A 25,994-nucleotide genomic window follows, 5' to 3' on the forward strand; every position below is an offset into this window, starting at 1 on the left:
GAGCCAGCTGGCGAACCTGCCGTCCACCCGGCCACTGGGCCGGATCCAGATGGCGAACACGTCGGCGGCCGCCGTCGTTGCTTCAGGAAGCGTTGTAGCCGTAGGGGTTGTTCTTCTGCCAGCGCCAGTGGTCCTCGCACATCTGGTCCACTGTTTTGGTGGTCGACCAGCCAAGGTCGGCCAAAGCCGAAGAAGCGTCGGCCCAGAAAGCGGGGAGATCGCCTGCACGGCGTCCCGTGATCTCGTAAGGGATCGGCTGGCCCACAGCCTTTTCGAAGGAACGGAGTACCTCCAGCACGGAAGAGCCACGGCCTGAGCCCAGGTTCCACCGGCGGACGCCAGCGCGGTTGGCGATGTAGCTCAGGGCTGCTACATGGCCCTCGGCAAGGTCCACCACGTGGATGTAGTCACGTTGTGCCGTGCCGTCCGGGGTGTCGTAGTCACCGCCGAAGACCATTAGCTTCTCGCGGCGTCCAACGGCTACCTGGGCGATGAACGGAACGAGGTTGTTCGGAATGCCCTGGGGGTCTTCGCCGATACGGCCGGACGGGTGCGCTCCCACGGGGTTGAAGTAGCGCAGCAGTGCTATGTGCCAGCGGTCGTCCGCGTTGCCCAGGTCGGAGAGGATGTCCTCGATCTGTTCCTTGGTGCGGCCGTAGGGGTTGTTGGCACCGATTTCCATCTTCTCGATGTAGGGGATCGGGTTGTGCTCGCCGTACACCGTTGCCGAGGAGCTGAAGACGATGGAGCGGACATCGTGCTTGTCCATCGCGCGGAGCAGGTTCAGGGTGCCCACAATGTTGTTGTAGTAATACGCGAGGGGTTCCTGGACGGACTCGCCAACTGCCTTCAAACCCGCGAAGTGGATGACGGCGTCGATCTGGTGCTGGTCGAACACGGCCTCAACAGCGGGCTCGTCCACCAGGTCGACCTTGTGGAAGGCGGCGGTCTTGCCGGTCAGCTCGGACACGCGGCGGAGTGACTCCTCGCTGGAGTTCACCAGGTTGTCCAGCACGACGACGTCGTGGCCGGCTTCCTGAAGGGACAAGACGGTGTGGGAGCCGATGTAGCCGGTGCCACCCGTGACAAGAATTTTCATGGTCCCTACGCTATCGGAAATCGAGGGCACGCCGCTCCGTGTTGAGCGGAGTGGAAGCACGTTCGTGCTAAAAACGATTAGTGCCCAAAATTGTTGATGCCGAAGCCCGGCGCCAGGAAGTCGTCCACGCCGTATTCAGGATCATCGCCAGTGATGGCTTGGAGCGGGCCTCCCTCAGGGAGGTAGCGGATGAGGCCGGGTTGGCTGTGGGCTCTGTGCGTCACTATTTTGCCAGCAGCGATGAACTACTCGTCTTCTCTTTCGGGGCAGTGATAGACCGCATTGCCGGACGGCTTGAATCCGCCCTTGCGGCGGTAGAGCAGGAAGTCCTCGGCACCCCGGAACAAGACGCTGCCGTCCTGAACCTCCTGGGCCAGCTCTTGCCCCTGGACGAGGAACTCGCCGTCGACGCCTGCGTGTGGATGGCTTTCCGGCACGCTGCCCGCATCAAGCCGGTCCTGGCCCCGGAAGCAGAGCGGAGCCACAGGGCGGTGGCTGCGATCGTGGGCCGCCTGATCCTTCTCCTGAACCCAGCCCAGGCTGACCACCAGCAGAATCTTGTCACCGAGGCTGAGCGGCTCCTGGCCACCATGGATGGGCTGAGCATGCACGCTTTGCTGCAACCGGAGTGGATGACGGCCGAAGTGTGCAGCGATGTCCTCACGGCCCACCTGAGGTCGCTGCGGGAGCTGGCAGCCCCCTAGCGCCTGAAGCCCCGTAGCGCCGGCAAGGGACCTCCAGCGCTGGCAAGGGACCTCCAGCACGGGCAAGGGACAGGGTCGCTGATCAGGAATAGACTGGATGGTGTCGGTATCCTGCTGCGGGAGGTCTTGGGATGCACGTATCAGACGGCCAAGGGTGGCGTATCACCATGGACACGTCCGGACCGATGCTCATTGCACTGTACTTGCGCGACGTCGCTGGCTTGGATGGTGCGGGAAGACCCAGCCTGTCCCACGCCGATCCCAAAGTCCGGCATGCCGACCACAGCCACCTCACCTCGGATGTTGGCGGCATCAGTGCCCTCAAAACGGAGTGGGAAGCCTGGTGGGAGAGGCTGTTGAAGTCCTACCCCAACCCGGTGACGGAGCTGGCGCCGCCGAGTTTCAAGGCGTTCGGCAACTAGCCTGCCTTGCAGAGGGTCCTGCAGGCCCACTTTGGCTCCGCCTTGGGATGGGCTACGGACAGGATCGACGAATATGCCCGTCTTGAGGCCGAACGGGCAGCGAGCGGCATGACCGAGCTTCTAAGCGAGATGGTGGAGGACAGGCTGCTGGAGGTTGGGCGCAGCTCGCGGGATTTTGATCTCACCATCATCGAGCTGCCGCTCAAAGGACCCCGCGCTTGGTACTTGGAGCCCAACACCATGATCATGAGCCACCGGTTGATGTCCCAACCGGATGCCTTCCGCAGCTACGTCCAACCCGTGGTGGAGCTCCTCGCCTGACTCAGGTGGGGGGAGCGGAGACCGTGATCGTGACGGTCTCTGAGGGAGCGGTGGCGGCGTGCCAGCCATCGCGCTTCTCCCGGTTCCACGTCTGCCCCGCCACATCCACCTGGGTAATGGCCAAGGCCTTCGCATTTGCCACCGCCCAGTGTGCCACGGCCCACGCCTGGGTTCCGGTCACCTCCAGCTGCACCGAGCGGCCCTGGACCGAGGCAGGCTGGGTGCCGAACGCCGTCGTGAGTTCATCGACGACGACGGCAGGGTCACCTGCCGCTTCAGGCATGCGCAGTTCGCAGTTCAGCGAGGATTCCGAGTGCCCGGTCAGTGCTGAGGCGAAGGCCCGGCCCATCGGCTCATGTTGGGCGTACGCGCGGGGAAAGGCCGAGCGTTGGACTGCCTGCGCCGCCTGCGTGATTTCCATGGTCTCGTAGCCCGGGATTTTGACCAGTCCGTCGTAGAACGCGTTGGTGGCGTAGACGGGGTCCATGACCTGCGCCTCGGTGCCCCAGCCCTGCGACGGCCTCTGTTGGAACAGCCCCCGGGAATCGGGGCCGGCTTCGTCACCGTAGTTGATGTTGCGCAGCCGGGATTCCTGCATGGCTGTGGCCAAGGCGATGCTGGCGGCCCTGGGCGGCAGCCCCCGCTTGACGGAGATTGCCGTGATGAGCGATGCGTTCGCGGCCTGGTCCGTGGCCAACTCGTGGCTTTCAGAACCCACGACGGCGGTGCAGCGCTCCGTGACAAGGGTCTCAGAGCGCTGCAGTACAGCCACGATCGCGTAGATGGCGCCTGCTACCAAGGACAAGGCCAGCACCGCTACGATGGCGCGGCGGAACCGGCGCACGGATGTCCTCCTGCTAGTTGGCGTGAAGTGCCTCGTTCAACTCCACGGTCTGGCCCTTGCGCGGAAGGACTTCCACGCCACCAGTGGTGGAGTTGCGGCGGAACAGCAGGTTGGGAACGCCGGAGAGTTCCACGGCCTTGATGATCTGGCTGGTGTCTTCGCCGTTCTCGTCCTTCGGGCCCGGCACGCGGACGCGGGTACCGGCGGTGACGTAGAGGCCGGCTTCGACCACGGAGTCGTCACCGATGCTGATGCCCACACCGGAGTTCGCGCCGAGCAGTACGCGCTCACCCAGGGCGATCTTTTCCTTGCCGCCACCGGAGAGCGTGCCCATGATGGACGCGCCGCCACCGACGTCGGTACCGTCACCGGCTACGACACCGGCCGAGATGCGGCCCTCAACCATGGAGGTGCCCAGGGTTCCGGCGTTGAAGTTGACGAAGCCTTCGTGCATCACAGTGGTGCCTTCGGCGAGGTGCGCACCCAGGCGGACGCGGTCGGCGTCGGCGATTCGCACACCGGTGGGAACCACGTAGTCAACCATGCGCGGGAACTTGTCCACGCCGTAGACAACCACGTTGCCGCGCTTGCGCAGGCGGGCACGGGTCAGTTCGAAGCCCTCAACCGCAGCGGGGCCAAAGTTGGTCCAGACCACGTTGGGGAGCTTTCCGAAAACGCCGTCAAGGTTGATGCTGTTCGGCTTGACCAAGCGGTGGGAGAGCAGGTGCAGACGAAGGTAGGCGTCGGCAGTGTCCGCCGGGGCGGCGTCGAGGTCGATCTGTGCGAAGACCACCTTCTGCTCGGTGCCGCGGTCGGCATCCTTGCTTTCTTCCGCCAGGGCACTGAGTGCGGGATCGGCGTTTTCGACGTCGCGCAGGGTCTCGGCCGCAACGCCGAGCGAGGGGGCCGGGAACCACACGTCCAGAACGGTTGCTTCCCCTGAGGCCGAAGTGGCTATGGTGGCGAGGCCGAATCCGTAAGCTGATCGATCGTTGGCGGGCGCGTCTGCGGGCGCAGTGGAGGAAGCAGTTTCAGTCATGGGCCAAGTCTATCCAGCAGGCGGAGGTCGTCTGAAACCCGTCCCACGCCTCAGAAGTCGCATTTGTTGGCATTAAGCTGAAGGGGTGACCCTGAACCCCGCTCCCGCCCTCCTTGACCTGCGCCAGGACGTTGCCCTCCTGACGGCAGCGATCATCGACTTCAACAGTGTCTCCGGCAACGAGACCGAACTGGCCGACGCCGTTGAGGCTGCCCTGCGCGCCATTCCGGCGTACACGGTGGTCCGCGACGGCGATGCCATCATTGCCCGGACAGAACTTGGACGCCCTGAGCGCGTCATCCTGGCCGGCCACCTGGATACTGTTCCGTTGCCAACTGTTGAAGGATCGTTGGGCACCGTCCCGGCAACGTGGGAATCGGGCACCCCGGGGGAGGGCGTGCTCTATGGCCGCGGCACCACGGACATGAAAGGCGGCGTTGCGGTTCAGCTCGCGCTGGCGGCAACACTGTTCGACGGCGGACGGCAACCGGACAAGGACGTCACCTTCGTGTTTTACGACCACGAAGAAGTGGAAGCGGTCAAGAGCGGATTGGGCCGGCTGGTCCGCAACCACGGGGAGCTGCTGACTGGCGACTTTGCGATTTTGCTGGAACCGACGCACGGCACTGTTGAAGGCGGGTGCAACGGAACCAGCCGCTTTGAGGCCACCACTTTCGGCGAAACAGCCCACTCAGCACGTGCATGGATGGGCGTCAACGCGATCCACGCCGCTGCCCCGATCCTTGAGCGCTTGGCCGCCTACGAGCCCAAGACCATCAACGTTGATGGCCTGGACTACCGTGAAAGCCTCAATGCCGTGAAGATCAACGGCGGCACCGCGGGCAATGTCATTCCGGACCGTTGCGTGGTGGAGATCAATTACCGCTTCGCTCCGGACAAGACCCCGGATGACGCAGAGGCGCATGTCCGGGAACTTTTGGAGGGCTTCGACGTCGTACGTACCGATGCGGCAGCCGGGGCGCGTCCCGGCCTCAACCACCCCGCCGCCGCGTCCTTTGTTGCCGCCGTGGGTGCTGAGCCCAAGCCCAAATACGGTTGGACCGACGTCGCGCGTTTCAGCGAGCTGGGCATCCCGGCGGTGAACTTCGGCCCCGGCGATCCGCTGCTGGCGCACAAGGACAACGAACACGTCGACGCCGATGCCATCCGCGAGTGCCTGCGTGCACTCCGGACGTGGCTGGCGCCGTCGGCGTAGACCTGCTCCATAGCGCGAAGGAGGCCCGCAGCCAGGTGGCTGCGGGCCTCCTTTATGATCGCCGACTCTTCCCTATTGCCTCATTAGACGCAGCATGTAGACTCGCATGACAATTCTTGTCAAGATTTGTCAATTAATGACTACTTAGTTGGGGGAAGTATGAGATTTAGATTGAAAGCAGCTGCATCGATCAGCATTGCGCTATTTTCACTTGGATTCATGGGTCCTGCTGTAGCTTCGGACTCCGCAGCCACGCAAGTGGCGGGAGATGCGTCCGCTTCGACGGTCGCCACACCCAACTGCTTCGCAAGTCCTGGATTGGCGGTGGGCAGTTCCATTACTGCCTATGGGTTTGGTCGCTGCATGTACACGCCGCCATTGACACTGGGTGTGGCTGTTACCTTGTATCACAATGGGTGGTACGTAAATGACTCGTATACGAGCTGTTCTCTGTCCTCCGGCGGCGGAGACTGTCAGGGCATAAACGTGACTTCCGCCTATGCTTCGGGAAACTGGTGTTCGCGGGTCCTTATTGACTATATCGAGCCCGGAACCGGAAAGTTCCAACAATCGGCCTCAAGCACCGGAGCAGGGTGCCCGTGATGAACATCGTGAAAAGAATGCTTAGCCATGCGGCAGTCCTTGTGCTGGCGACGGCGTCTCTGGTTGCTTCGGCGGGACCGGGGCACGCGGCCGCAAGTTGCGAGTTGAGCTCGTGGTCGGAGGTGGATGGCTATCACGGTGTAATAATCTTCTACCCAAGCTTCGTCTGCTACCAGCAAACGGGCTCAGTGTCGATGGCAACGTTCCCGAGCAACGGTGGCAACCAGTGGACGACGCCGACGCCAGGAACCTGGTATTCAGGGAACGGGTTTGCCGTACCGATGAATGGTGCTGGTACGTATTGTGGTCAGATCAACATCTACGTATCAAGTGGACTGGGTCCTGAAAGCATAAGTTCCAGGCCCTGCGTAACTATTTAGTTCATGGCATAAGCTGAGACGCCCATTCCCGTCGGGAATGGGCGTCTCAATTTTGTCGTTGGGGCTTTGTCAACGCCGCGGGTTTTTACTTGCCAGCACCCGGTGCGTTGACCTCCAAATCTACCGTTTTGATTGCAGGCGCAGTGCCACCGGCGGCTTTCTTGGAACCGCGGCGCTCGATCCAGATCGCCAGCCGGGATACCGAAAGATTGATCAGGATGTAGATGGCGGCCCCCACGAAGAACGCGGAGAACAGGAGACTCGGTTCGAGATCCGAAATCAACTTCACCTTACGAAGGAGCTCTTCGTACGCCACGATGTATCCCAGGGACGTGTCCTTCAGGAGCACCACCAATTGGGCTACGAGTGATGGCAGCATTCGCCGGATTGCCTGCGGAAACTCGATGCTCATTCGCGACTGGAAACTGCGAAGACCAATAGCCAGACCGGCTTCGCGTTGTCCTTTGGGCAGCGACTGGATACCGGCGCGCAGAATCTCAGCGAAAATGGCGGCGTTGTACAACACAAGGCCGCTGACAACCGCCACGAACGGGCTCGTGGCAAACACCAGGAGCACGAACAGGATCATCAGGACGACCGGCATACCGCGGAGGAATTCAAGAACCACTTGGGTGGGAACACGGACCCATGGAATCAGGGAGATCCGCAGCAGGCAGAGGGCAACGCCCAAAGGAAACGCAATCACTGCGGCGACACCAGCGGCCTGCAATGTGGCCAGCAGACCCAAGCCAAGCTGCGTCCAGACATCTTTGGCGGACTCGTTGACAAAGACTTCCCATCTGGAGGCACTAAAGATGCCTTGGGATGACAGGATCACGATGGCGCCGATAACCCCACCGAGGATGATGAGCGCGCCAATCACGGAGGCGACGAGGGACATGCGCCTGGCCTTGGGCCCGGGAACGTCATAGAGAACCGAAGTCATCGGGCGATCGCCACCTTTTTCTCGACGAAGTGAGCAAGAAGTCCGAGCGGAACGGTGATCAGGAGGTAGAAGAATGCCACCCCGATCAGGATCCACATCACCGCGTCACCTCGGCTGTTGGACAACTGGAGGCCGTAGCCGAAGAGTTCGAGGACAAAGAACGCGCCGGCAACGGATGAGTTCTTGACCAAGGCGATCATGATGTTAATCAAAGGGGGAACCACGGTACGGAGTGCTTGGGGAAGAACAACCAGCCCCAGGACCTGTGTGAATGTCATGCCGACGCTGCGTGCTGCTTCCGCTTGTCCCACAGGGACACTGTTAACGCCCGAGCGTACAGCCTCTGCGACAAAGGCCGCGGTGTAACTGCTGAGGGCAATAATTGCCGCGACTTCGAACTGTTCAAATTTGACCCCAAGGCGGGGAAGCACAATTGCGGAAAAGAAGAAAATGATGGTTAGGGGAGTGTTTCTGGCAACCTCAACGTAGAACGTACTGAACCCCCGCAGTGCGGCGACGGGAGAGACGCGCATGGCGGCCAGCAGGGTACCAAAGATCAGGGCGATGACGCCCGAAACAACAGCTAGAAACAGGGTTCGGAGAAATCCATCCCAATATTGGGGAAGGCTCTCGAAAATGGCGTCCATGGCTTCCTTCGTCTATGCCGGGAAAAGGACTGAATCCTAAAGATGAAAGGCTGTCGCCGCTCCGGTACGGAACGGCGACAGCCACCGGTTCTAATTAGTAACGGTCGATCTTCGGAAGCTCGGGGACCGTCTTGATGACCTTGCCTGCGGTTGCTTCCCAGGCCTTCTTGTAGGTGTCGTCCTTTGCGAATCCCTCAAGCTGGTCGTTGATCCAGTTGCGGAAGACAGTGTCATCCTTCTTCAGGCCGATGCCGTAGGGCTCCTTCGTAAAGGTCTGGTCCGAGGCGAGCTTGAAGGCGTCCGGTTCCTTATCGACATAGCCGGCGAGGATGACGTTGTCAGTGGTCACGGCGACAACCTGCTTGTTGCGCAGCGGCTCCAGGCAGGCAGTGTAGTTGGCAGCAGGAACGAGTTCTGCGCCGTACTTGTCGACGATGGTTTTGGCAGGGGTGGACCCCGTGACAGAGCAGACCTTCTTGCCCTTGACATCCTCCGGCTTGGTAATGGAGTTGTCGTCCTTATTTACCAAAAGGGCCTGGCCAGCTTCGTAGTACGGTCCGGCGAAGGACACTTTTTCCTTGCGGGAGTCATTGATGGTGTAAGTCGCGATGACAAGGTCGACGCGCCCCTGTTCGATAAATGGTTCGCGGTTGGCGGACACAGTCTCCACCCATTCGATCTTATCGGCGGGGATACCCAGCTTGGCGGCGATAGCCTTGCCCATCTCCACGTCGAAACCGACAGGCTTGCCGTCAAGGCCCTTCTGGCCGAAAAGCGGCTGGTCGAACTTGGTGCCAATGGTGATCTTCTGCGCCTTATTCAGCTTCTCCATGGTGGTGCCGGCTTCGAAGCTCGCGGAAGCAACGGGGGGAGTGGTGGAGCTTCCGCCGCCACCACATGCGCTCAGCGACAGGGCAAGAGCAGCAGAAGCGGCCACCAGGAGTGACTTCCTCCGGGTAATAAGAGACTTCATGATGTTCCTTTCATTGGATGGCCGCCTTACGGCCGGGGTGCGGGCGGTAAGGAGCTAGTGGGTCAAAAGCTTGGACAAGAAGTCCTTGGCACGGTCGCTCTTCGGGTTGGTGAAGAACTCTTCCGGGCTCGCGTCCTCCACGATCTGTCCGTCGGCCATGAACACCACACGGTCAGCAGCCTTGCGGGCAAAGCCCATCTCGTGGGTTACCACGATCATGGTCATGCCTTCCTTGGCCAGCTGGATCATGACGTCCAGGACTTCGTTGATCATTTCCGGGTCCAACGCGGACGTGGGCTCGTCGAACAGCATCACCTTCGGCTTCATGGCAAGGGCGCGGGCAATTGCCACACGCTGCTGCTGTCCACCGGAGAGCTGCGCGGGAAGCTTTGGGGCCTGGTGTCCGACGCCGACACGCTCAAGGAGCGCCATGGCTTCCTTGTCCGCGGTTCCCTTGGCCACCTTCTTGACCTTGATGGGCCCGAGGGTGACGTTCTCAAGAATCGTCTTGTGGGCAAACAGGTTGAAGGACTGGAAGACCATTCCGACGTCGGCCCGCAAGTGGGCGAGATCCTTGCCTTCTTCGGGAAGCTTCTTCCCGTCGATGGCGATATCGCCGTCGTCGATCGTTTCCAAACGGTTGATCGCACGGCACAGCGTGGACTTACCGGAACCGGAAGGTCCAATAACTACCACGACTTCACCCTTCCGAACCTGGAGGTTGATGTCTTTGAGGACGTGCAGTTGACCGTAGTGCTTGTTGACGCCATTCAGGGAGACGAGGGCATCGCCGGACGCTTGAGTAGTCATACGAAGAATCTAGCGAACAAAGAAGCAAATATGACCACGGTCACGGCAACTTCGTGAAGATCGTGACTGAACAGAAACCTGCTCCCCAGGCATATACCAGACTGCAATGCAAGAAGCGGGTCGCTGCGATGGAGCCGGCGCCAGGAGGCGCTAGCCTTGGGCAATGAGCATCAGCCAGCACTCAATTCCCAACCCGGATGCCAACGGCAACGGCAGGACCACCCACGTACCCCTGCCTTCGGAGATCGCGCCCGCCAAGCACAAGGGTTCCTTGGAGCTTCGACGCAAACAGGCGGACACGGGAATGTCGGACCAGCATTTGCTGGATACCAGCGGTGCCGGGCAGTTCATTCACACTGATCCCTGGCGCGTCCTCCGGATCCAAAGCGAGTTCGTGGAAGGGTTCGGGGCGCTTGCCGACCTCGGCCCGGCCGTCAGTGTCTTTGGTTCGGCCCGCACCAAGCCCGGCAGCGAGTACTACGAAATGGCCGTTGAAGTGGGCCGCAAACTGGCAGAGTCCGGGGTGGCAGTCATTACCGGCGGGGGACCAGGATCCATGGAGGCAGCGAACAAAGGCGCTGTCGAAGGCAACGGAGTCTCCGTGGGGCTGGGCATCGAACTGCCGTTCGAGCAGGGGCTCAACCAATGGGTGGATCTGGGCATCAACTTCAGGTACTTCTTCGCCCGCAAGACCATGTTCGTCAAGTATGCGCAGGGATTTGTGGTGCTGCCGGGCGGACTTGGAACCCTTGACGAGCTCTTCGAAGCCATGGTCCTGGTCCAGACCCGAAAGGTGACCTCGTTCCCCATCGTTCTCCTCGGCGTCCGTTTCTGGGGCCCAATGATCGAGTGGATCCGGGAAACCCTGGTTGCCGAAGGCATGGTCTCCGAAAAGGACCTCGACTTGATCCAGCTGGTGGATGACCCGGCTGACGCAGTCCACAGGGTGCTCCACGGTGCGCCTCTTCCCACACCAACAGGGGAACAACGCCCCGAGTAGCCGGGTGTTTCTGGCACGATGGACAGTGTGAGCTTCTTTCTGGTATTCCTCGCGATTGTCCTGGTAGGCGCGGCACTGTTTTTCGGCGCCGGAATAGTCCGGGGGCGCACGATGGGAGCGGGTCTTGACGACCCCCTTCCCAACCTGCCCCCGGTGCTGTTGCCGGCCGAGGCGCGGCCGTCCGACGTCGATTCCGTGCGTTTTGCGCTCGGGTTGCGCGGTTACCGGATGGACCAGGTGGACCAGGTTCTCGATGAACTTAGGGACCAGTTGCGGGCCAAGGACCTTGAAATTGCGAGGCTGGGGGCGTTGGCGGAGCAAAAGTCCGGAGGCGACGAAACCGGCCGGACCCCACAGTGACCGTCCAGGCTCCGGCCCGGCACGGCGAAGGAGCTGCGGCCCGGCTTTCCCGCGCCGTGGCGGCTGCCGGATCACGAATGGCCAGCTGGCCTTGGTGGCTGCAAGTATCACTGATCTTTGTCGCCGCCCGCCTTGTCAGTGCCTGCATCTTCATGGCAGCGGCGCTCCAACAGGGCACCAACCCATGGTTCCCGCCGGCCCCCGATTACTGGAACTTCATCACCATCTGGGATGGGCGCTGGTACCAGCAAGCTGCCGACAGCGGTTATCCATCAGTCCTGCCGGTGGACGCCAACGGCGTGGTCAAGGAGAACGCCTGGGCCTTCTACGCTCTCTTCCCGCTCCTGGGGCGGGGTGTCGCGGCGATGACCGGCCTGGGCACTTTGCAAGCCCTCACGATGATCGCCATGCTGGCCGGGTTGGGCGCGTCCCTGGTGATCTACAAACTCTTCCGGGAATTCGCAGGCAAGCGCACAGCCCTCTTGGGCGTCGTTTTCGTTTCCACGTTTCCGGTGTCGCCGATCCTGCAGGTCCCTTATGCCGAGTCCCTGAACCTGCTGCTGCTGGCCGCATCACTGCTCTTGGTGGTCAGGCGACGGTACCTGACGGCCATTCCCGTAGTCCTGCTGATGTGCCTGTCCAGGCCCACCGGGGTACCTTTCGCTGCCATGGTCGGTTTGTTGCTGCTCTGGCGCCTTTGGGAACGGTTCAGGCGGCCATCAACAACCGAACCCACGTCCACCCGGAGCCTCGTATCCCTGGGAGCACTGGTGGTGGCAACCGGGATCGGAGCCCTCGCCTGGCCCGCCATTGCCTGGGCCGTCACGGGCGATCCGGCCGCCTACACACGGACCGAGACAGCTTGGCGCGGACATGACCTGGTGCCTTTCAAGCCTTGGTTCGATACCGGGCGGATGTTGTTCGGACCGGTACTCGGCGTCTTGGCTCCCTTTGTGTTTACGGCACTCTTCGTATTGGTGATGATGTCCGCCCCGGTGAAGCGGCTCGGGCCGGAACTGCGGCTCTGGTGCGCCTGCTACATGGGCTACCTCCTGGTGTTCCTGCACCCGCAGACCAGTACCTTCCGGATGCTGCTGCCGTTGTTCCCCCTGGCGCTCGGGGCTGCTGCCCTGTCAAAGTCCAAGGCCTACCGGGGGACCGTTGTGGTGATGTTCGTCCTCCTGCAGATTGTCTGGGTTGTGTGGCTGTGGGCGTGGGCCCAGCTGCCCGGAGGTGGCGACTATCCGCCCTGACGTGGACCTTTGTCCCCGACCGCCAATTTGTACAAAGCCCGCACAAACAGGCCGCTGATTTCGCTACGGGCGGGTAAGTACGGGATAATGGACCCAAGAGCAGGGACAAAGCACCTAACAGTGCCCGGCCATGGCGGCCTCCAAGCAGTGCCGCCGGCTGCAATTGCGACGCGGAACCAGCCCGGCCGGGTTGGCGTGACTTGGGACAAATGGAGGGGATTTTCCTAATGGCGGCTATGAAACCACGTACTGGCGACGGCCCTATGGAAGTTACCAAAGAGGGACGCAGCCTCATCATGCGTGTGCCGCTCGAAGGTGGAGGCCGGCTTGTGGTCGAGCTCAATGCCGCCGAAGCGGAAAACCTCAAGGAATGCCTCGTAGGCGTGACCGAATAGAGTTACGAAGCAGGGCCCGGCATCAGCCGGGGCCCTGCTTTTTGTTTAACGCCCGACGGCGGCGGGCACCTACTTCTTGACGGCCACCAAAAGGCCGTCCCCGGTGGGCAACATGGCCGAGGCGAGCCGTTCGTCGTCGCGGATGGCCTTGCCGATCTGGCGCAGTACCACGGTGGTGGAGTCACGTGCTGCCGGGTTGGAAACCCGATCCTTGTCCAGTGCGTCGTTGATGACCAGCGTGCCCCCGGACTTCAGCAGGCGGATGGCCTGTTCCACGTACTTGGGAAAGTTTGGTTTATCGGCGTCGATGAACACCAGGTCATAGGCCGCATCGGTCAGCCTGGGCAGGACATCTGCCGCGCGACCTGAGATGGTGCGGGTGCGGTTGGCGGGGCTGCCGGATTCGAGGAAGGCCTCGCGCGCTGCCTTGAGGTGCTCGACGTCGACGTCGATGGTGGTCAAGACCGCCTGGGGTCCCATCCCGCGCAGCAGGCAGACGCCCGAAACCCCGGCTCCGGAGCCGACCTCCACTACAGTCTGCGCCTTGGACGCTGCGGCAAGCACCGTCAAGACGGCGCCAACACCGGGGCTGATGGGCGTCACACCCAACTCGAACGAACGCTCGCGGGCGCGCAACATCACGTCATCCTCAGCCGGCAGATCTTCTGCGTAGGACCAGCTGCTTGACTTGTCGGCACTCATGAAGGGATTCGCTTTCCGCGGGTAGGGGTGTTTGTACCAGACTACTGTGTCCGCCCCGGTAAACCCGCTGTTGGAAGTGCCTTGGGCCCTGTGTCAGCCCGGCTTTTCAGCCGTGCACGAAAAACGATGTCCAGTCAGGTAATTCCCAGACAAACTTGGGATGATATTGCTCCGGTCATCCACGAGGTGGGCGGCACCGAATTAACGGTGAACCACAGTTTGAGGGGAGTGGACGATGCCGGCATCCCATGCTGCGCCAGTCCTTGCATCAGAAGGCCCTGAGGCCGCTACCGACTGGGTCATGCCCAGCTGGGAGGAAGTGGTGTCCAACCACTCCGCCAAGGTATACCGCCTCGCCTACCGCCTGACCGGCAACAAGTTCGACGCCGAGGACCTCACCCAGGAGGTCTTCGTCCGGGTCTTCCGCTCGCTGGAGAACTTCAAGCCGGGAACACTGGACGGCTGGTTGCACCGCATCACCACCAACCTGTTCCTGGACCAGGCCCGCCGAAAGAGCCGGATCCGCTTTGACGCACTGGCCGAGGACGCAGAGTCCCGCCTGCCCGGGCGTGAGCCCGGTCCCGAGCAGAGCTTCGAGCACAACAATCTCGACCTTGACGTCCAGCGGGCCCTGGAGGAGCTCCCGCCCGACTTCCGCGCCGCCGTCGTGCTGTGCGATCTCGAGGGTCTGTCCTACGACGAAGTCGCCGAGGCCTTGGGCGTAAAGCTCGGGACCGTCAGGTCCCGGATCCACCGTGGCCGCACCATGCTGCGCGAGAAACTGGCCCACCGCGATCCGCGTCCGGCCGAGGCCCGCAAGCCGCGCTTGAAGATGCCCCGCATCGCCAGCATCCTTTAGGCCGTCAATGCCCCGACGTTCTGACCGCCCGGGACCTCTGTCCCGGCGTAAGTTGGCTTCGCTGCGCCATTCCCGAAGCCCCGAGCATGTGCAAGTGTGCGTCAAGTGCCGTGCTTTGCTGCGCCAGGAACGGCAGTACCTTGAACGCCTGCGAAGTGCTGCTGTGCCTGAAGCGAGCCAGGATCTCACGGCGAGGCTGATTCAGCAGACCGAACGGCTTGCCAACCATTCTCCGCAGCCTTGGGAACCCCCGCCCACCCGGAACCGGATCCAGCGTGGCCTTCGGATCACTGCAGTCGCCGCCGGCACCTTGGTGGTCTCAGCCGGCGCCCTGGCCGGCTCGGCGTACATTGTGGCCGGGGAAGAAGAACCGCAGGCCTTTGTGCAAACCAACGACGCCGGACTCCTCGCTGGCGTCTGGACTGGCGGCGCATCGGAGTCGGCGGTCGCACCCGCCTTCCAAGCCGGCAGCACCGTTACCCTGAACGCTTCCCAACTGGATGGGCTCCGGCAGGAAGGGTGGGCATGTCCCGAACTGTCCGGAGCAGGTTTCAAGGTTGTCTCTGCCCACGCCAGGATGGTTGATGACCATCCGGCTGTTGAGCTCCACCTGGAGAGGAACGGGCACTTCGCCACCATCGTGGAGGAACACCGTATTGGCGGGCAGAACTCCCCGGGGGCTTCGACACAGCCGCAGCTCTCCGTCACCCAGGGCAACCCATGGAAGGCTGTCTACTCAACGCCGGCAGCCGTGATCAGCTACGCGTCCGATCTCCCCGCTGAGACTGCGGATGACGCCGTTCCGGAAATAGTCCGGGCAGGCGAGTCCCTGACCGAGGCTGAGGGCACCGGGGGATCCGAAGCTTGGTACCCCAGGCTGCTCCGCGGCCTTCAGACCCTTCTTCGCCCCGCTGGTTTATGAGCGGCACCACAGACAAGGTAATCTTCGTAGCGTGCTTGGAATCAACGGCCCGGAGTTCATACTCCTTCTGATTATCGGCGTACTCGTCATCGGTCCCAGCCGTTTGCCCGAATACACTCAAAAGCTCGCCAACCTGGTCAAGGAAGTGCGCCGTATGGCCTCAGGTGCCCGCGAGCAGATCAAAGAAGAAGTCGGCATCGACATCGATGAAGTCGACTGGAAGAAATACGACCCCCGGCAGTACGATCCCCGGCGCATCATCAAAGACGCCCTGCTGGATGATGACACCAAGCCGGTCAGCGCCGGTGCTCCGGCTGTGGCGGCCACGGCTGCGGTTGCCGCTACCCAGCCGAAGCCGCCTGCGCGGGTCATTGAACGGCTCGCCGAGGGCGAAGCCGCTCCCTTCGACACCGAGGCTACCTAAGCCGCTGCCCGGCCCGGTTCCCTGCTGAAGGGTGTCGGCAGGCCTTAGCGGGGCTCGATGCCCAGCGACAACCCCGATAGTCCCCGCGGCCGCGAGGCCAAGGTTGCCGCTATCTGTGCCATGGCCTTGGCCGCAGCGGAGTCGGGAGCTGCCAGTACCACAGGCGTTCCCGCATCGCCTCCCTCGCGCAGCCGGATGTCCAGGGGGATCTGACCCAACAGCGGAACGTCGCTGCCAACGGCGGCGCTCAACCGCTCAGCCAGGATGGCACCGCCGCCGCTTCCAAACAGTTCCATGCGATCGCCGTCGGGCATTTCCAGAAACGACATGTTCTCTATCACGCCAGCCACCTTCTGGCCGGTTTGCGTGGCAATAGTTCCCGCACGTTCGGCGACATCGGCGGCTGCCGCCTGCGGCGTGGTGACCACCAGGATCTCGGCATTGGGCAGCAGTTGGGCCACGGAGATCGCGATGTCGCCAGTGCCTGGAGGCAGGTCGAGGAAGAGGGCATCGAGATCGCCAAAATAGACATCGGTGAGGAACTGTTCCAAGGCGCGGTGCAGCATGGGGCCACGCCAGGCAACCGGCTGGTTCCCTGCAACGAACATGCCGATGGAAATGACTTTCACCCCGTAGGCCACAGGAGGCAGGATCATGTCATCCACCTGGGTCGGCTTCTGCGTGATGCCCATCAGTGCCGGCACGGAAAAACCGTGCACATCGGCGTCAACGATGCCCACCCTGAGTCCTTGGGCGGCCAAGGCAGTGGCAAGGTTGACCGTAACCGAGGACTTGCCTACACCGCCCTTTCCGCTGGCGACCGCGTAGACCTTGGTCAGTGAACCGGGCTTGGTGAAAGGAATACCACGCTGTCCGCCCGGACCCCTGAGTTGTTCCTTCAGCGCCTCCCGTTGGGCAGGCGTCATCACCTTCAGCTCCACGTCCACGCCGGCGACGCCGTCGACCCGCATCAAAGCTGTGGTGGCGTCCTGGGTGATGGTCTCCCGCAGCGGACAACCGGCGATGGTCAGCAGGACGGCGACGTGCACCCTGCCGTTGTCATCGGCGGACACCGATTCCACCATGCCCAGTTCCGTGATGGGGCGGCGGAGTTCGGGATCAATTACCGTTGCCAGGGCAGCTTGCAGTGCCTCGGCAGTAGCGGTGCTCATAAGGTTCAGGACCGGCTTTCAGGGGTGTCAGGGGAAGGCTTGGCGGTGGAGTGTTGCGGACCCGAGGAACGGGGCGGACGCACCTTGGGAATTTGCTGCGTGCGCGGTCCCCGGGATTTGTCCCGCTTCTCCTTCAGTTTCTCTTTGACCTTCTCGCCGGGCGATTCCGCTCCATCCGCGGCGTTGTCACTCTCACGGAGTTCTTCCTGGGCGTCGATGATGTCTTCCAGCAGGCTTCGCAGCTCCGCACGGACATAGTCACGGGTGGCGACTTCGCGAAGGGCAATGCGAAGGGAAGCCAGTTCCCGGGTCAAGTACTCGGTGTCGGAGAGGTTCCGTTCAGCGCGCTGGCGGTCCTGCTGAAGCGATACGCGGTCGCGGTCGTCCTGGCGGTTTTGGGCGAGCAGCAACAGGGGCGCTGCGTAGGAAGCCTGCAGGGACAGCATCAACGTCAAGAGCGTGAAGCCCAGCTCCATGCGGTCGAACTGCCACTCCGTGGGCGCGAACGTGTTCCATCCAAGCCAGAACACACAGAAGACGGTCATGTAGACAAGGAACTGCGGCGTTCCCATGAAACGGGCGAAACCCTCGGTTGCGTTGCCGAAAGCGTCCGGGTTTGGTGAGAACTTCGGGAGGATCCGTTGACGCCCACTCAGTGGCGTATCGAGACTGCTGCCCTGGCGTGAGGTGTTCCTGGTGGGTCGGGTGGCGTTGTTCTCAGCCAATTCGGCCTCCAAGCTTCCTTATTGGGGCGTCGTCCTCGTGGGCGCGCCAGTCATCCGGCAACAGGTGATCCAGCACGTCATCAACAGTCACCGCCCCCACGAGGCGGCCGTCGTCGTCCACGACTGGAAGCGAGTTCAGGTTGTACGTAGCCAAGGTCCGGGCCACCTCGCTGATGTGGGCCTGGTCCGAGACAGGTTCCAGGTTCTTATCCACGAGGTTGCCCAAGGGTTCCGGGGGAGGGAAGCGCAGCAGCTGCTGTATGTGCACCACCCCGAGGAAACGACCGGTGGGCGTCTCCAGCGGAGGGCGGGCAATAAAGATGGAGGAAGCCAGCGCGGGCGAGAGTTCTTCGCGGCGGACGTGGGCCAATGCTTCGGCAACCGTGGCCTCGGGCGGCAGGATGACCGGGACCGGGGTCATCAAACCGCCCGCGGTGTCCTCGTCATATTCGAGCAGGCGGCGCACGTCTTCGGCTTCCTGCGGTTCCATCAACTGCAGGAGTTCCTCTGCCTGCGCAGAAGGGAGCTCCGCGAGGAGGTCGGCGGCGTCGTCCGGGTCCATCTCCTCAAGGACGTCGGCGGCGCGTTCGACATCCAGTGCCGAAAGGATGGTGACCTGGTCATCCTCCGGAAGCTCCTGGAGGACGTCGGCGAGCCGCTCGTCCTGAAGCTCGCTGGCTACCTCAAAGCGGCGCTTGTCGCTCATTTCCTGCAGGGCTTCAGCGAAGTCCGCAGGCTTGAGGTCCTCGTGGGTGGCAACGAACTGGGTGGCCGCCTGTGGCTCGTTGTGGCCTCCGGTTTGGGCGTCGGCCCAGTCAATGATCAGGGTCTCGTTGCGCCGGAGCCTGCTCAAGGGGGACAAGGAATGTCCGCGACGCACGAACAGCTTGCTGACGAACCAGTCCTTGGAGCGGTGCTGGTCCATTGCGATGTCTTCAATGGTCGCGTCTCCACTGCCATCGGCCAGAGTGACGCGACGGTCGAACATCTCCGCCACCACCAGCGTTTCCGCGCCGCGCTGTTCGAAACGGCGCAGGTTGACCAGGCCCGTGCAGATGATCTGCGTCTGGTCGATGGAGGTGATCCGGGTCATGGGGACGAAGACGCGTTTCTTGCCCGGGACTTCGACGACGATGCCTACGACATGCGGTGCGCCACGGGTCCCGCGGGAGAGCACCACGACGTCCCGCAACCGGCCAAGACGATCGCCCAGGGGGTCGAAGACGTCCAAGCCCAGAAGGCGCGCCACAAAGACGCGAGAAGGATGTGTGCTCATGTTTACAGGCTACCGAGTCTGCTCTCTTTTAGCTGAATTCCAGCCGCTTCACATGTCCATGGGCCACAATGGGGCTATGTCTAACATTTTTGGTGGTCCCAAAGCTATCGAGGAATCCCGCAGCGTGCCCCAAGGCGACACCGTGGGCTCATACACCTCTTATTTGGATGCCCAGAAGGCGGTGGACTATCTCGCTGACCAGCAGTTCCCGGTTCAGCTGGTGTCCATCGTGGGCAACGACCTCAAAATGGTGGAGCGGGTCACCGGCCGACTGAGCTACCCGAGGGTGGCGTTGTCGGGAGCGCTGAGCGGCATGTGGTTCGGCCTCTTCGTCGGCGTCATGCTCTCCTTCTTCACCCCCGCGGGCGGTCCGTTCTCCATCATCACCTCGGTGCTGATGGGTGCGGCATTCTTCATGCTCTTCGGCATCGTCACCTACGCCACCCAGCGCGGCAAGCGGGACTTCACTTCCACCAGCCAGGTAGTGGCCACGAACTATGACGTCATTGTGGCCCGGGAAGCGTCCCATGAGGCACGGCGTCTGCTCCAGCAGCTGCCGATGAACCCGTCGCAGGCGCACCAGAGCAGCTACGCCCCACAGAACCAGCCGTTCCAGCAGCCGGGCCAGGCCCCGGAGCGACCCACCACGTGGAACGACCCCTACGGTCAACGCGGTCCTGGATCCGCGCAGGACACAGCCAACGGCCAGGGCACTCCCGCTGCCCAGCACCCTGTGCAGAACCCGACTCCGGCAGCCGTCCGTTACCCGGACCTGCCCGATGGCCGTCCGCAGTACGGTGTGCGGGTGACTGAGGGACAAGCCGACGCTCCGCAGGACGACGCCCAACAGGCCGGTTCTGACGGCTCGCCCAAGCAGTAGCGCCGTAAAAACAAAGGGAAGGCCACCGGATTACCGGTGGCCTTCCCTTTTTGCTGCCGTGATGGGCCTGCCTGGGAGAGCAGCTTAGCCCTGGGCGTCCTGGTAGATCCCCGCCATCCAGGACTCGACGTCGTCCGCCTTGCGCGGCAGGGCGGCGCTGAGGTTGACGGGACCGTCGGCGGTCATCAGGATGTCGTCCTCGATCCGGACACCGATGCCACGGTATTCCTCCGGGATCGCCAGGTCCTCATCCTTGAAGTACAGTCCGGGTTCGATCGTGAAGACCATGCCCTCGGTGAGGATCCCGTCGAGGTAGAGCTCACGCTTTGCCTGGGCACAGTCGTGGACGTCCAGGCCCAGGTGGTGGCTGGTGCCGTGTGGCATCCAGCGCCGGTGCTGCTGGCCTTCGGGGCTGATGGCTTCCTCGACGGAGACCGGCAGCAGGCCCCATTCGGCCAGGCGCTCGGCAAGGACCGTTGTTGCCGCTGTGTGGATGTCGCGGAACTTTACGCCGGGCTGGGCGGCCGCGAAACCGGCGTCGGCGGCGTCGAGTACTGCCTCGTAGACCTTGCGCTGGACGTCGGTGAAGGTACCGGTTGCCGGCAGCGTCCGGGTGACGTCGGCAGTGTAGAGGGAGTCGGCCTCCACGCCGGCGTCGAGGAGAAGAAGCTCCCCGGCGTTGACAGTTCCGGAGTTGCGGGTCCAGTGCAGGACCGTCGCGTTGTTGCCGGCGGCGGCGATGGTGTCGTAGCCGAGCTCGTTGCCTTCTTCACGGGCCCGTGCGAAGAAAGCACCTTCGACAACGCGCTCGCCGCGGGGGTGCGTCAGGGCGCGGGGAAGGGCACGGACGACGTCGGCGAAGCCTTCAACGGTGGCAGCCACCGCGATCTTCATCTGCTCGATTTCCCATTCGTCCTTGATCAGGCGCAGCTCGGAGAGGGCTTCGCTGAGCTTCTCGTCCAAGGCATCGAGTTCGCCGAGGTCCAGGTTTTCAGGATCCTTGGCCGTGTTGTAGCGGGCGGTATCGACCAAGGCGTCGATGTTGTCGTCGACCTTGCGGACCAGTCGGATGGAGATGCCACCGATTTCCGGGGCACCAACGTTCTTGGTGATGGCCATTTCCAGCTCGGCGATGTGCGCGGTGGGCAGTCCCAAACGGGCTTCGAATTCAGCCAGCGTCGGACGGGCGCCAATCCAGAACTCGCCGGCCCGGGAATCGGCGTAGAACTGTTCCGTATCGCGGCCGGCCAGAGGACGGAAGTAAAGCGTGGCAGTGTGGTGGCCGCCGTCGTCGCCCTTTCCTTCAGCTACCGGCTCAAGAATCAGGACTGCGTCGGGCTCGTGGTCCACGCCCAGGCCGGTCAGGTGGGCGAAACCGGAGTGGGGGCGGAAACGGTAGTCGCAGTCGTTCGAGCGGACCTTCAGCGGCCCGGCCGGGATAACAAGCCGTTCGCCCTTGAACAGTTCGGAGATGGTACGACGGCGGCGGGCGGCGTGGTCAGCTACGGCGTCGCGCGCAGGGGTCACCTGCGGGGTGGGCGCCCAGTTGCTGGCCATGAATGCCTTGAAGGCATCGGAGGTGGGCCGCTGCGAGCGGTTGTTGACGCGCTCCTGCAGGGGCTGGGACACAGAGATCTGGGTGTTTTCGGCATCGTTCACCGTTACATCGTCCCACCAGTTCCCTGAGGAGGCCAACGGCGCAACCGGCCAAGCGGGCATGCATCCCATAGGCTGGGAAAGTGAGGATAGACCTGCATGCGCACTCGAATGTTTCCGACGGGACAGAGACACCGGCCGGCGTGATTGTTTCCGCCGTGGCCGCGGGGCTGGACGCCGTTGCCTTGACCGACCACGACTCAACGGATGGTTGGGAACCGGCAGCAGCCGCGGCCAGGGAACATGGCATTGCATTCGTCCCGGGCATGGAGATCTCCTGTCGGACGGACAAGGGGATCAGCGTCCACCTCCTTAGCTACCTCCACGATCCCGGCCATGCAGGACTGCTCGAGGAAATCACGAAGTCCAAGGATGCCCGCCTGACACGGGCCGAGCACATGGTCACGTTGTTGTCCGAGGATTATCCGCTGACGTGGGACGACGTGATCCACCACGTAGCCCCCGGCGCTACAGTCGGACGCCCCCACATCGCGGACGCCTTGGTGGCGGCGGGGGTCGTGGCGGACCGCACCGAAGCCTTCACCACCATCCTGACTTCGCACTCGCGGTACTTCGTGCAGCACTACGCACCCGACCCCGCCCTCGCCGTCGAGCTGGTCCGGGCGGCGGGAGGCGTTCCTGTCTTCGCCCACCCGGTGGCGTCGTCCAGGGGCCGCACCGTGGGGGAAGCCACGTACCGGGACATGATTGATGCCGGACTGTTGGGCGTGGAAGTCGAACACCGGGACAACCCTGAAGAGGGGCGGAGGTTCCTGCGGGGGCTGGCCGCCGAACACGGTCTGTTGATGACAGGTTCCTCCGACTACCACGGGACCGGCAAACCGAACCTGCTGGGTGAGAACCTGACTTCGCCGGAGGTCTTGGCGCGGATCGAAGAATTGGCAACGGGCAGCACGGTGGTCCGGTGACAGGGGCCCGCCCGGTGAAAGGGGCCCACTGATGGACCTGCAGCTGCTGGCATCGGTGATCGTTACCCTGTTCGTCATCATGGATCCGCCGGGAACGGTGCCGATTTTCATGTCCCTGACGGCTCAGTTGTCGGCGAAGGACAGGAACCGTTCAGCCTTCCAGGCGCTCCTGGTTGCCACCGGCGTGATTGTGCTGTTTGCCATCTTCGGCCAATCGATCCTGAACTACATGCACATCTCGTTGGCTGCCTTGCAAGGTGCGGGCGGGTTGCTTCTGGTCCTCATCGCCTTGCAGTTGCTGACCGGAAACACCAGCGGCGAGGAAAACGCGGCCAAGTACAAGAATGTCGCCTTTGTGCCCCTGGGGACGCCGCTCATGGCCGGCCCGGGTGCGATTGTGGCGGTGATGGTGTTCGTGCAGCAGTCCACTGAACTGTCAGACTACCTCGCCGTGGGCACCGGTATCGCTGTGGTCCTGGCCTCGCTCTACCTCGCGATGCGCTTCGCAGGCGTGGTCCAACGCGTCCTTGGTGAGAACGGCGTGGAACTGGTCACCAGGATCGCAGGGTTGCTGTTGTCGGCCATTGCGGTGCAGATGATCGCAGACTCGGTGACGGCGTTCGTGAAGGGCGCTGCCTAGGCAGGCAGTTGCCTGAACAGCGGCAGACAGCAGGCGAAGGGCTGCTGTCTCAGGCCTGCGGGCCGGTGGGCAGCAGCTCGTGGAACACTGCCTTGGCGCCGAGGCGTTTCCGCATGACCTCGATGGCCTGCTCATTCTGGTCGACACACACAAATCGGCGGCCCAGCTTCGCGGCCACGGCGCCGAGGGTCCCGGAGCCGGCGAAGAAGTCCAGGCACCAGTCATCCTTGCGGCTTGATGCGGAGACGATCCTTCGCACCAATCCCTCGGGTTTTTGGGTGGGGTAACCGGTTTTTTCGCGCCCGGTGGGGGAGACGATGGTGTGCCACCAGACGTCCGTCGGCAGCTTTCCGCGCTCGCGTTTGGCCGGTGTCACCAAGCCCGGAGCCATGTAGGGCTCGCGGTCCACTTCCTCGTTGTCGAAGTGGTACTTCGTGGGGTTCTTGACGTAGACAAGGATGTTGTCGTGCTTGGTGGGCCAGCGGTTCTTGGCCCGGGCACCGTAGTCATAGGCCCAGATGATCTCGTTGAGGAAGCACTCCCTGCCAAAGATCGCGTCCAGCATCACCTTGGCGTAGTGGACCTCGCGGTAATCGAGGTGCAGGTACAGGGTGCCGTCGTCCGCCAACAGGCGCCAGGCTTCCACGAGCTTGGGCTCCAGGAAGGACCAGTAGTCGCTGAAGGCGTCGTCGTAGCTGTGCAGGGCACCCTTGATGGTGTCGTAGGAGCGGCCTTTGAAGCCGACGCGGTCGCCGTCGCCGTCGGCGTTGCGGACCATGCGGGTCTCTTGCCGCCGCTGCACGCGGCCCGTGTTGAAGGGCGGGTCCACGTAGATGAGTGTGAAGGCGCCGTCCGGCAGCGTTGGAAGGAATTCCGCGTTATCCGCGTGCACCACCATGTTGCCGCCGTCCGGCGCCCAAACAGTTTCAGCCATTGACGGTATTAGGCCTCGGTGTTGCCAGGCTGGGCAGCAGCCGACTCACCGGAAACAACTTCGCCATTGCGGCGACGCGTACGGGTACGACGCGTGCGGGCAGGCTTCTCAGCGTTGTCGGCGGTTGCCGTCCGGGCTTCGGTCGAACCTGCAGCCGGAGCTGCTTCGCCCTCGGACGTACGACGACGACGGGTGCGGTTGCGGCCGCCGTCGCCCTTGCTTTCGCGCGAGTCGCCTGACTTGGAGTCGCCGGACCTGCGGCCACGGCCGCCGTCGCGCTTGCCGTCACGGCCGGAACCGCCCGAACGTCCGTTCTTTTTCCCGGTCTCGCCCAGGTCCTCCAGCACCTCGGCGTCGACGCCGGCGAGGACGCGCTTGTTACGGGGCAGGCGGCCCTTGGTGCCCTCGGGGATGTCGAGGTCGGTGTACAGGTGCGGTGAGGAGGAGTAGGTCTCGACAGGTTCGGGAACGTTGAGGCCAAGAGCCTTGTTGATCAGGGCCCAACGAGGGACATCGTCCCAGTCAACGAAGGTCACGGCGGTGCCCTTGTTGCCTGCACGGCCGGTACGGCCAACACGGTGCAGGTAGATCTTCTCGTCCTCGACGCACTGGTAGTTGATGACGTGGGTGACGTCCTCGACGTCGATACCGCGGGCGGCGACATCGGTTGCCACCAGAACATCCACCTTGTTGTTGCGGAAAGCCCGCAGGGCCTGCTCGCGGGCGCCCTGGCCCAGGTCGCCGTGGATGGCAGCGGCGGCGAAGCCACGGTCCACCAATTCCTCTGCGACCTTGGCTGCAGTGCGCTTGGTCTTGGTGAAGATGACAGTGCGTCCGCGGCCCTTGGCCTGGAGGATGCGGGCCACAACTTCCGTCTTGTCCATGCTGTGTGCACGGTAGATGAGCTGGCGGATGTCGCGCTTGGTAAGGCCCTCATCGTTGGGGTCGGCGGCCCGGATGTGGGTGGGCTGCGTCATGTAACGGCGTGCCATGGCGATGACCGGGCCAGGCATGGTGGCCGAGAACAGGAGGGTCTGGCGGACCGCGGGGGTGCCGGCAATCAGAGTTTCGACGTCGGGAAGGAAGCCGAGATCCAGCATCTCGTCGGCTTCGTCCAGGACCACCATCTTGACGTTCTTCAGGCTCAGGTGCTTCTGCTTGTAGAGGTCGATCAGGCGGCCGGGGGTGCCGACGACGATCTCGACGCCCTTCTGCAGTGCTTCGATCTGGGGCTCATAGGCGCGGCCGCCGTAGATGGTGGCAATGCGGGCGTTGCGCTTCCGGGATGCAGCCTGGAGGTCGTTGGCAACCTGCACGGCAAGTTCACGGGTGGGAACGATGACCAAGGCCTGAGGGGCGCCAGGAACGGCAAGCTTCTCGTAGCCTGCGTCGTCTCTGCCGATGACCCGCTGCAGGGCGGGAATGCCAAAGCCCAGCGTCTTGCCGGTGCCCGTCTTGGCTTGGCCGATGATGTCGTGGCCGCTCAGGGCCACGGGCAGCGTCATGGCCTGGATCGGGAAGGGGTGCGTGATTCCGGCGTCGGCCAGGGACTCAACGATGTCCGCGCGGACGTTGTAGTCGGCGAACGACTTTTCTTCGATCTCGTGGGGCGTCTCGTCCGAGGTGATCGTTTCCTCGGGTTCGATGGTCTCGGTTCCGGTGGAGTCCGTCAGGACTTCATGGGTGTGCAATTCACTCACAGGGAGTTTCCTTATTCATTTAGGCATTGGCGCTGCATGCTCAACGGGATGGCATAGCCGTACCGGAGCAGAACGGGCGCGCAAGCAATTCCAGTGGAAGCCGATCGCGGGCTATCTAAGTACTGGCACTGGTGACCAGTTGGTACATCTCAAGATCGCGTAG

The 25,994-nt window shown here is 62.9% G+C and carries 26 protein-coding genes and 1 pseudogene; 13 read left to right on the top strand and 14 right to left on the bottom strand.

The window, feature by feature from the left end:
- Window positions 1–82: 82 nt before the first annotated feature.
- Window positions 83–1,099, bottom strand: a complete 1,017-nt coding sequence (galE, locus tag FDP28_RS05365) for a UDP-glucose 4-epimerase GalE (protein WP_144659699.1) — start codon at window positions 1,097–1,099, stop codon at window positions 83–85.
- 80 nt (window positions 1,100–1,179) lie between these two features.
- Between galE and FDP28_RS05370 the strand changes: the two genes are divergently transcribed.
- Together FDP28_RS05370 and FDP28_RS05375 are read left to right on the top strand one after the other, a co-directional pair.
- Window positions 1,180–1,803 carry a TetR/AcrR family transcriptional regulator gene (locus FDP28_RS05370; RefSeq protein WP_144659700.1) on the top strand — a complete coding sequence of 208 codons (624 nt, stop codon included), beginning with the start codon at window positions 1,180–1,182 and terminating at the stop codon, window positions 1,801–1,803.
- Between the two features lie 131 nt (window positions 1,804–1,934).
- Window positions 1,935–2,546 (top strand): annotated as a pseudogene (locus FDP28_RS05375) (hypothetical protein).
- A 1-nt stretch (window position 2,547) separates the two neighbouring features.
- On the opposite strand, the gene FDP28_RS05380 reads toward FDP28_RS05375, so the two are convergent.
- Together FDP28_RS05380 and dapD are read right to left on the bottom strand one after the other, a co-directional pair.
- Window positions 2,548–3,390, bottom strand: a complete 843-nt coding sequence (locus FDP28_RS05380) for a transglycosylase SLT domain-containing protein (RefSeq protein WP_144659701.1) — start codon at window positions 3,388–3,390, stop codon at window positions 2,548–2,550.
- Window positions 3,391–3,403: 13 nt separating this feature from the next.
- Window positions 3,404–4,429 (bottom strand): 2,3,4,5-tetrahydropyridine-2,6-dicarboxylate N-succinyltransferase, encoded by a 1,026-nt coding sequence (dapD, locus tag FDP28_RS05385; protein ID WP_144659702.1) that lies wholly within the window; start codon window positions 4,427–4,429, stop codon window positions 3,404–3,406.
- Window positions 4,430–4,514: 85 nt separating this feature from the next.
- Here dapD and dapE point away from each other — a divergent pair, with 85 nt between their 5' ends.
- Window positions 4,515–5,645, top strand: coding sequence for a succinyl-diaminopimelate desuccinylase (gene dapE, locus FDP28_RS05390; protein ID WP_144659703.1), 1,131 nt, complete (start codon window positions 4,515–4,517; stop codon window positions 5,643–5,645).
- Window positions 5,646–6,713: 1,068 nt separating this feature from the next.
- Here the strand turns inward: dapE and FDP28_RS05395 are convergent.
- The 4 genes from FDP28_RS05395 to FDP28_RS05410 form a co-directional block, all read right to left on the bottom strand.
- Window positions 6,714–7,574, bottom strand: a complete 861-nt coding sequence (locus tag FDP28_RS05395) for an amino acid ABC transporter permease (protein WP_144659704.1) — start codon at window positions 7,572–7,574, stop codon at window positions 6,714–6,716.
- Window positions 7,571–8,221 (bottom strand): amino acid ABC transporter permease, encoded by a 651-nt coding sequence (locus tag FDP28_RS05400; RefSeq protein WP_144659705.1) that lies wholly within the window; start codon window positions 8,219–8,221, stop codon window positions 7,571–7,573. Before FDP28_RS05400 ends, FDP28_RS05395 begins: the two co-directional genes overlap by 4 nt.
- A 94-nt stretch (window positions 8,222–8,315) precedes the next feature.
- Window positions 8,316–9,194, bottom strand: a complete 879-nt coding sequence (locus FDP28_RS05405; RefSeq protein ID WP_144659706.1) for a glutamate ABC transporter substrate-binding protein — start codon at window positions 9,192–9,194, stop codon at window positions 8,316–8,318.
- Window positions 9,195–9,248: 54 nt separating this feature from the next.
- Window positions 9,249–10,004, bottom strand: a complete 756-nt coding sequence (locus tag FDP28_RS05410; RefSeq protein ID WP_144659707.1) for an amino acid ABC transporter ATP-binding protein — start codon at window positions 10,002–10,004, stop codon at window positions 9,249–9,251.
- 163 nt (window positions 10,005–10,167) lie between these two features.
- Here FDP28_RS05410 and FDP28_RS05415 point away from each other — a divergent pair, with 163 nt between their 5' ends.
- The 4 genes from FDP28_RS05415 (at window position 10,168) to FDP28_RS05430 (ending at window position 13,012) form a co-directional block, all read left to right on the top strand.
- The gene (locus FDP28_RS05415; protein ID WP_186313518.1) at window positions 10,168–11,004 is read left to right on the top strand and encodes an LOG family protein; all 837 of its coding nucleotides are present in this window, start codon (window positions 10,168–10,170) and stop codon (window positions 11,002–11,004) included.
- A gap of 18 nt (window positions 11,005–11,022) precedes the next feature.
- Complete coding sequence (locus tag FDP28_RS05420; protein WP_144659708.1) at window positions 11,023–11,364, top strand: DivIVA domain-containing protein; 342 nt, start codon at window positions 11,023–11,025, stop codon at window positions 11,362–11,364.
- A gap of 77 nt (window positions 11,365–11,441) precedes the next feature.
- On the top strand, window positions 11,442–12,617 hold the full coding sequence (locus FDP28_RS05425; protein WP_144660001.1) for a hypothetical protein: 1,176 nt from the start codon (window positions 11,442–11,444) through the stop codon (window positions 12,615–12,617).
- A 227-nt stretch (window positions 12,618–12,844) separates the two neighbouring features.
- Window positions 12,845–13,012: a DUF3117 domain-containing protein gene (locus FDP28_RS05430; protein WP_064721643.1), complete on the top strand. Its 168-nt coding sequence runs from the start codon at window positions 12,845–12,847 to the stop codon at window positions 13,010–13,012.
- A 69-nt stretch (window positions 13,013–13,081) separates the two neighbouring features.
- Here the strand turns inward: FDP28_RS05430 and FDP28_RS05435 are convergent, their stop codons facing one another.
- Window positions 13,082–13,714 carry an O-methyltransferase gene (locus FDP28_RS05435; RefSeq protein WP_144659709.1) on the bottom strand — a complete coding sequence of 211 codons (633 nt, stop codon included), beginning with the start codon at window positions 13,712–13,714 and terminating at the stop codon, window positions 13,082–13,084.
- 235 nt (window positions 13,715–13,949) lie between these two features.
- On the opposite strand from FDP28_RS05435, the gene sigE reads away from it, so the two are divergent.
- From sigE to FDP28_RS05450, 3 genes are all read left to right on the top strand, one after another.
- Window positions 13,950–14,573 (top strand): RNA polymerase sigma factor SigE, encoded by a 624-nt coding sequence (gene sigE / locus FDP28_RS05440; RefSeq protein ID WP_144659710.1) that lies wholly within the window; start codon window positions 13,950–13,952, stop codon window positions 14,571–14,573.
- Window positions 14,574–14,667: 94 nt separating this feature from the next.
- Window positions 14,668–15,495 carry a hypothetical protein gene (locus FDP28_RS05445; protein ID WP_260842349.1) on the top strand — a complete coding sequence of 276 codons (828 nt, stop codon included), beginning with the start codon at window positions 14,668–14,670 and terminating at the stop codon, window positions 15,493–15,495.
- A 31-nt stretch (window positions 15,496–15,526) separates the two neighbouring features.
- Window positions 15,527–15,919, top strand: coding sequence for a twin-arginine translocase TatA/TatE family subunit (locus FDP28_RS05450; protein ID WP_144659711.1), 393 nt, complete (start codon window positions 15,527–15,529; stop codon window positions 15,917–15,919).
- A gap of 44 nt (window positions 15,920–15,963) precedes the next feature.
- Here FDP28_RS05450 and FDP28_RS05455 read toward each other — a convergent pair whose 3' ends face one another.
- Genes FDP28_RS05455 through FDP28_RS05465 form a run of 3 tightly spaced genes read right to left on the bottom strand, consistent with a single transcriptional unit; the run spans window position 15,964 to window position 19,092 of the window.
- Window positions 15,964–17,091: an Mrp/NBP35 family ATP-binding protein gene (locus FDP28_RS05455; RefSeq protein ID WP_144659712.1), complete on the bottom strand. Its 1,128-nt coding sequence runs from the start codon at window positions 17,089–17,091 to the stop codon at window positions 15,964–15,966.
- 5 nt (window positions 17,092–17,096) lie between these two features.
- Window positions 17,097–17,828 (bottom strand): DUF1003 domain-containing protein, encoded by a 732-nt coding sequence (locus FDP28_RS05460; RefSeq protein WP_144659713.1) that lies wholly within the window; start codon window positions 17,826–17,828, stop codon window positions 17,097–17,099.
- Window positions 17,809–19,092, bottom strand: coding sequence for a magnesium transporter MgtE N-terminal domain-containing protein (locus tag FDP28_RS05465; RefSeq protein ID WP_144659714.1), 1,284 nt, complete (start codon window positions 19,090–19,092; stop codon window positions 17,809–17,811). The genes FDP28_RS05460 and FDP28_RS05465 overlap by 20 nt, the downstream gene beginning before the upstream one ends.
- 76 nt (window positions 19,093–19,168) lie before the next feature.
- Between FDP28_RS05465 and FDP28_RS05470 the strand changes: the two genes are divergently transcribed.
- Window positions 19,169–19,972 (top strand): YflT domain-containing protein, encoded by an 804-nt coding sequence (locus FDP28_RS05470; RefSeq protein ID WP_186313519.1) that lies wholly within the window; start codon window positions 19,169–19,171, stop codon window positions 19,970–19,972.
- A gap of 84 nt (window positions 19,973–20,056) precedes the next feature.
- Here FDP28_RS05470 and FDP28_RS05475 read toward each other — a convergent pair whose 3' ends face one another.
- Window positions 20,057–21,631, bottom strand: coding sequence for an aminopeptidase P family protein (locus FDP28_RS05475; protein WP_144660003.1), 1,575 nt, complete (start codon window positions 21,629–21,631; stop codon window positions 20,057–20,059).
- 80 nt (window positions 21,632–21,711) lie between these two features.
- On the opposite strand from FDP28_RS05475, the gene FDP28_RS05480 reads away from it, so the two are divergent.
- Window positions 21,712–22,557: a PHP domain-containing protein gene (locus FDP28_RS05480; RefSeq protein WP_144659716.1), complete on the top strand. Its 846-nt coding sequence runs from the start codon at window positions 21,712–21,714 to the stop codon at window positions 22,555–22,557.
- 31 nt (window positions 22,558–22,588) lie between these two features.
- Entirely contained in the window at window positions 22,589–23,197 is a 609-nt protein-coding gene (locus FDP28_RS05485) for a MarC family protein (RefSeq protein ID WP_144659717.1), read from the top strand.
- Between the two features lie 49 nt (window positions 23,198–23,246).
- Here FDP28_RS05485 and FDP28_RS05490 read toward each other — a convergent pair whose 3' ends face one another.
- Window positions 23,247–24,131 (bottom strand): DNA-methyltransferase, encoded by an 885-nt coding sequence (locus FDP28_RS05490; protein ID WP_144659718.1) that lies wholly within the window; start codon window positions 24,129–24,131, stop codon window positions 23,247–23,249.
- Window positions 24,132–24,139: 8 nt separating this feature from the next.
- Window positions 24,140–25,831, bottom strand: coding sequence for a DEAD/DEAH box helicase (locus FDP28_RS05495; protein ID WP_144659719.1), 1,692 nt, complete (start codon window positions 25,829–25,831; stop codon window positions 24,140–24,142).
- Window positions 25,832–25,994: the final 163 nt, after the last annotated feature.

It is taken from the genome of Paenarthrobacter nicotinovorans (genome assembly GCF_007670255.1).
Classification (GTDB): domain Bacteria; phylum Actinomycetota; class Actinomycetes; order Actinomycetales; family Micrococcaceae; genus Arthrobacter; species Arthrobacter nicotinovorans_B.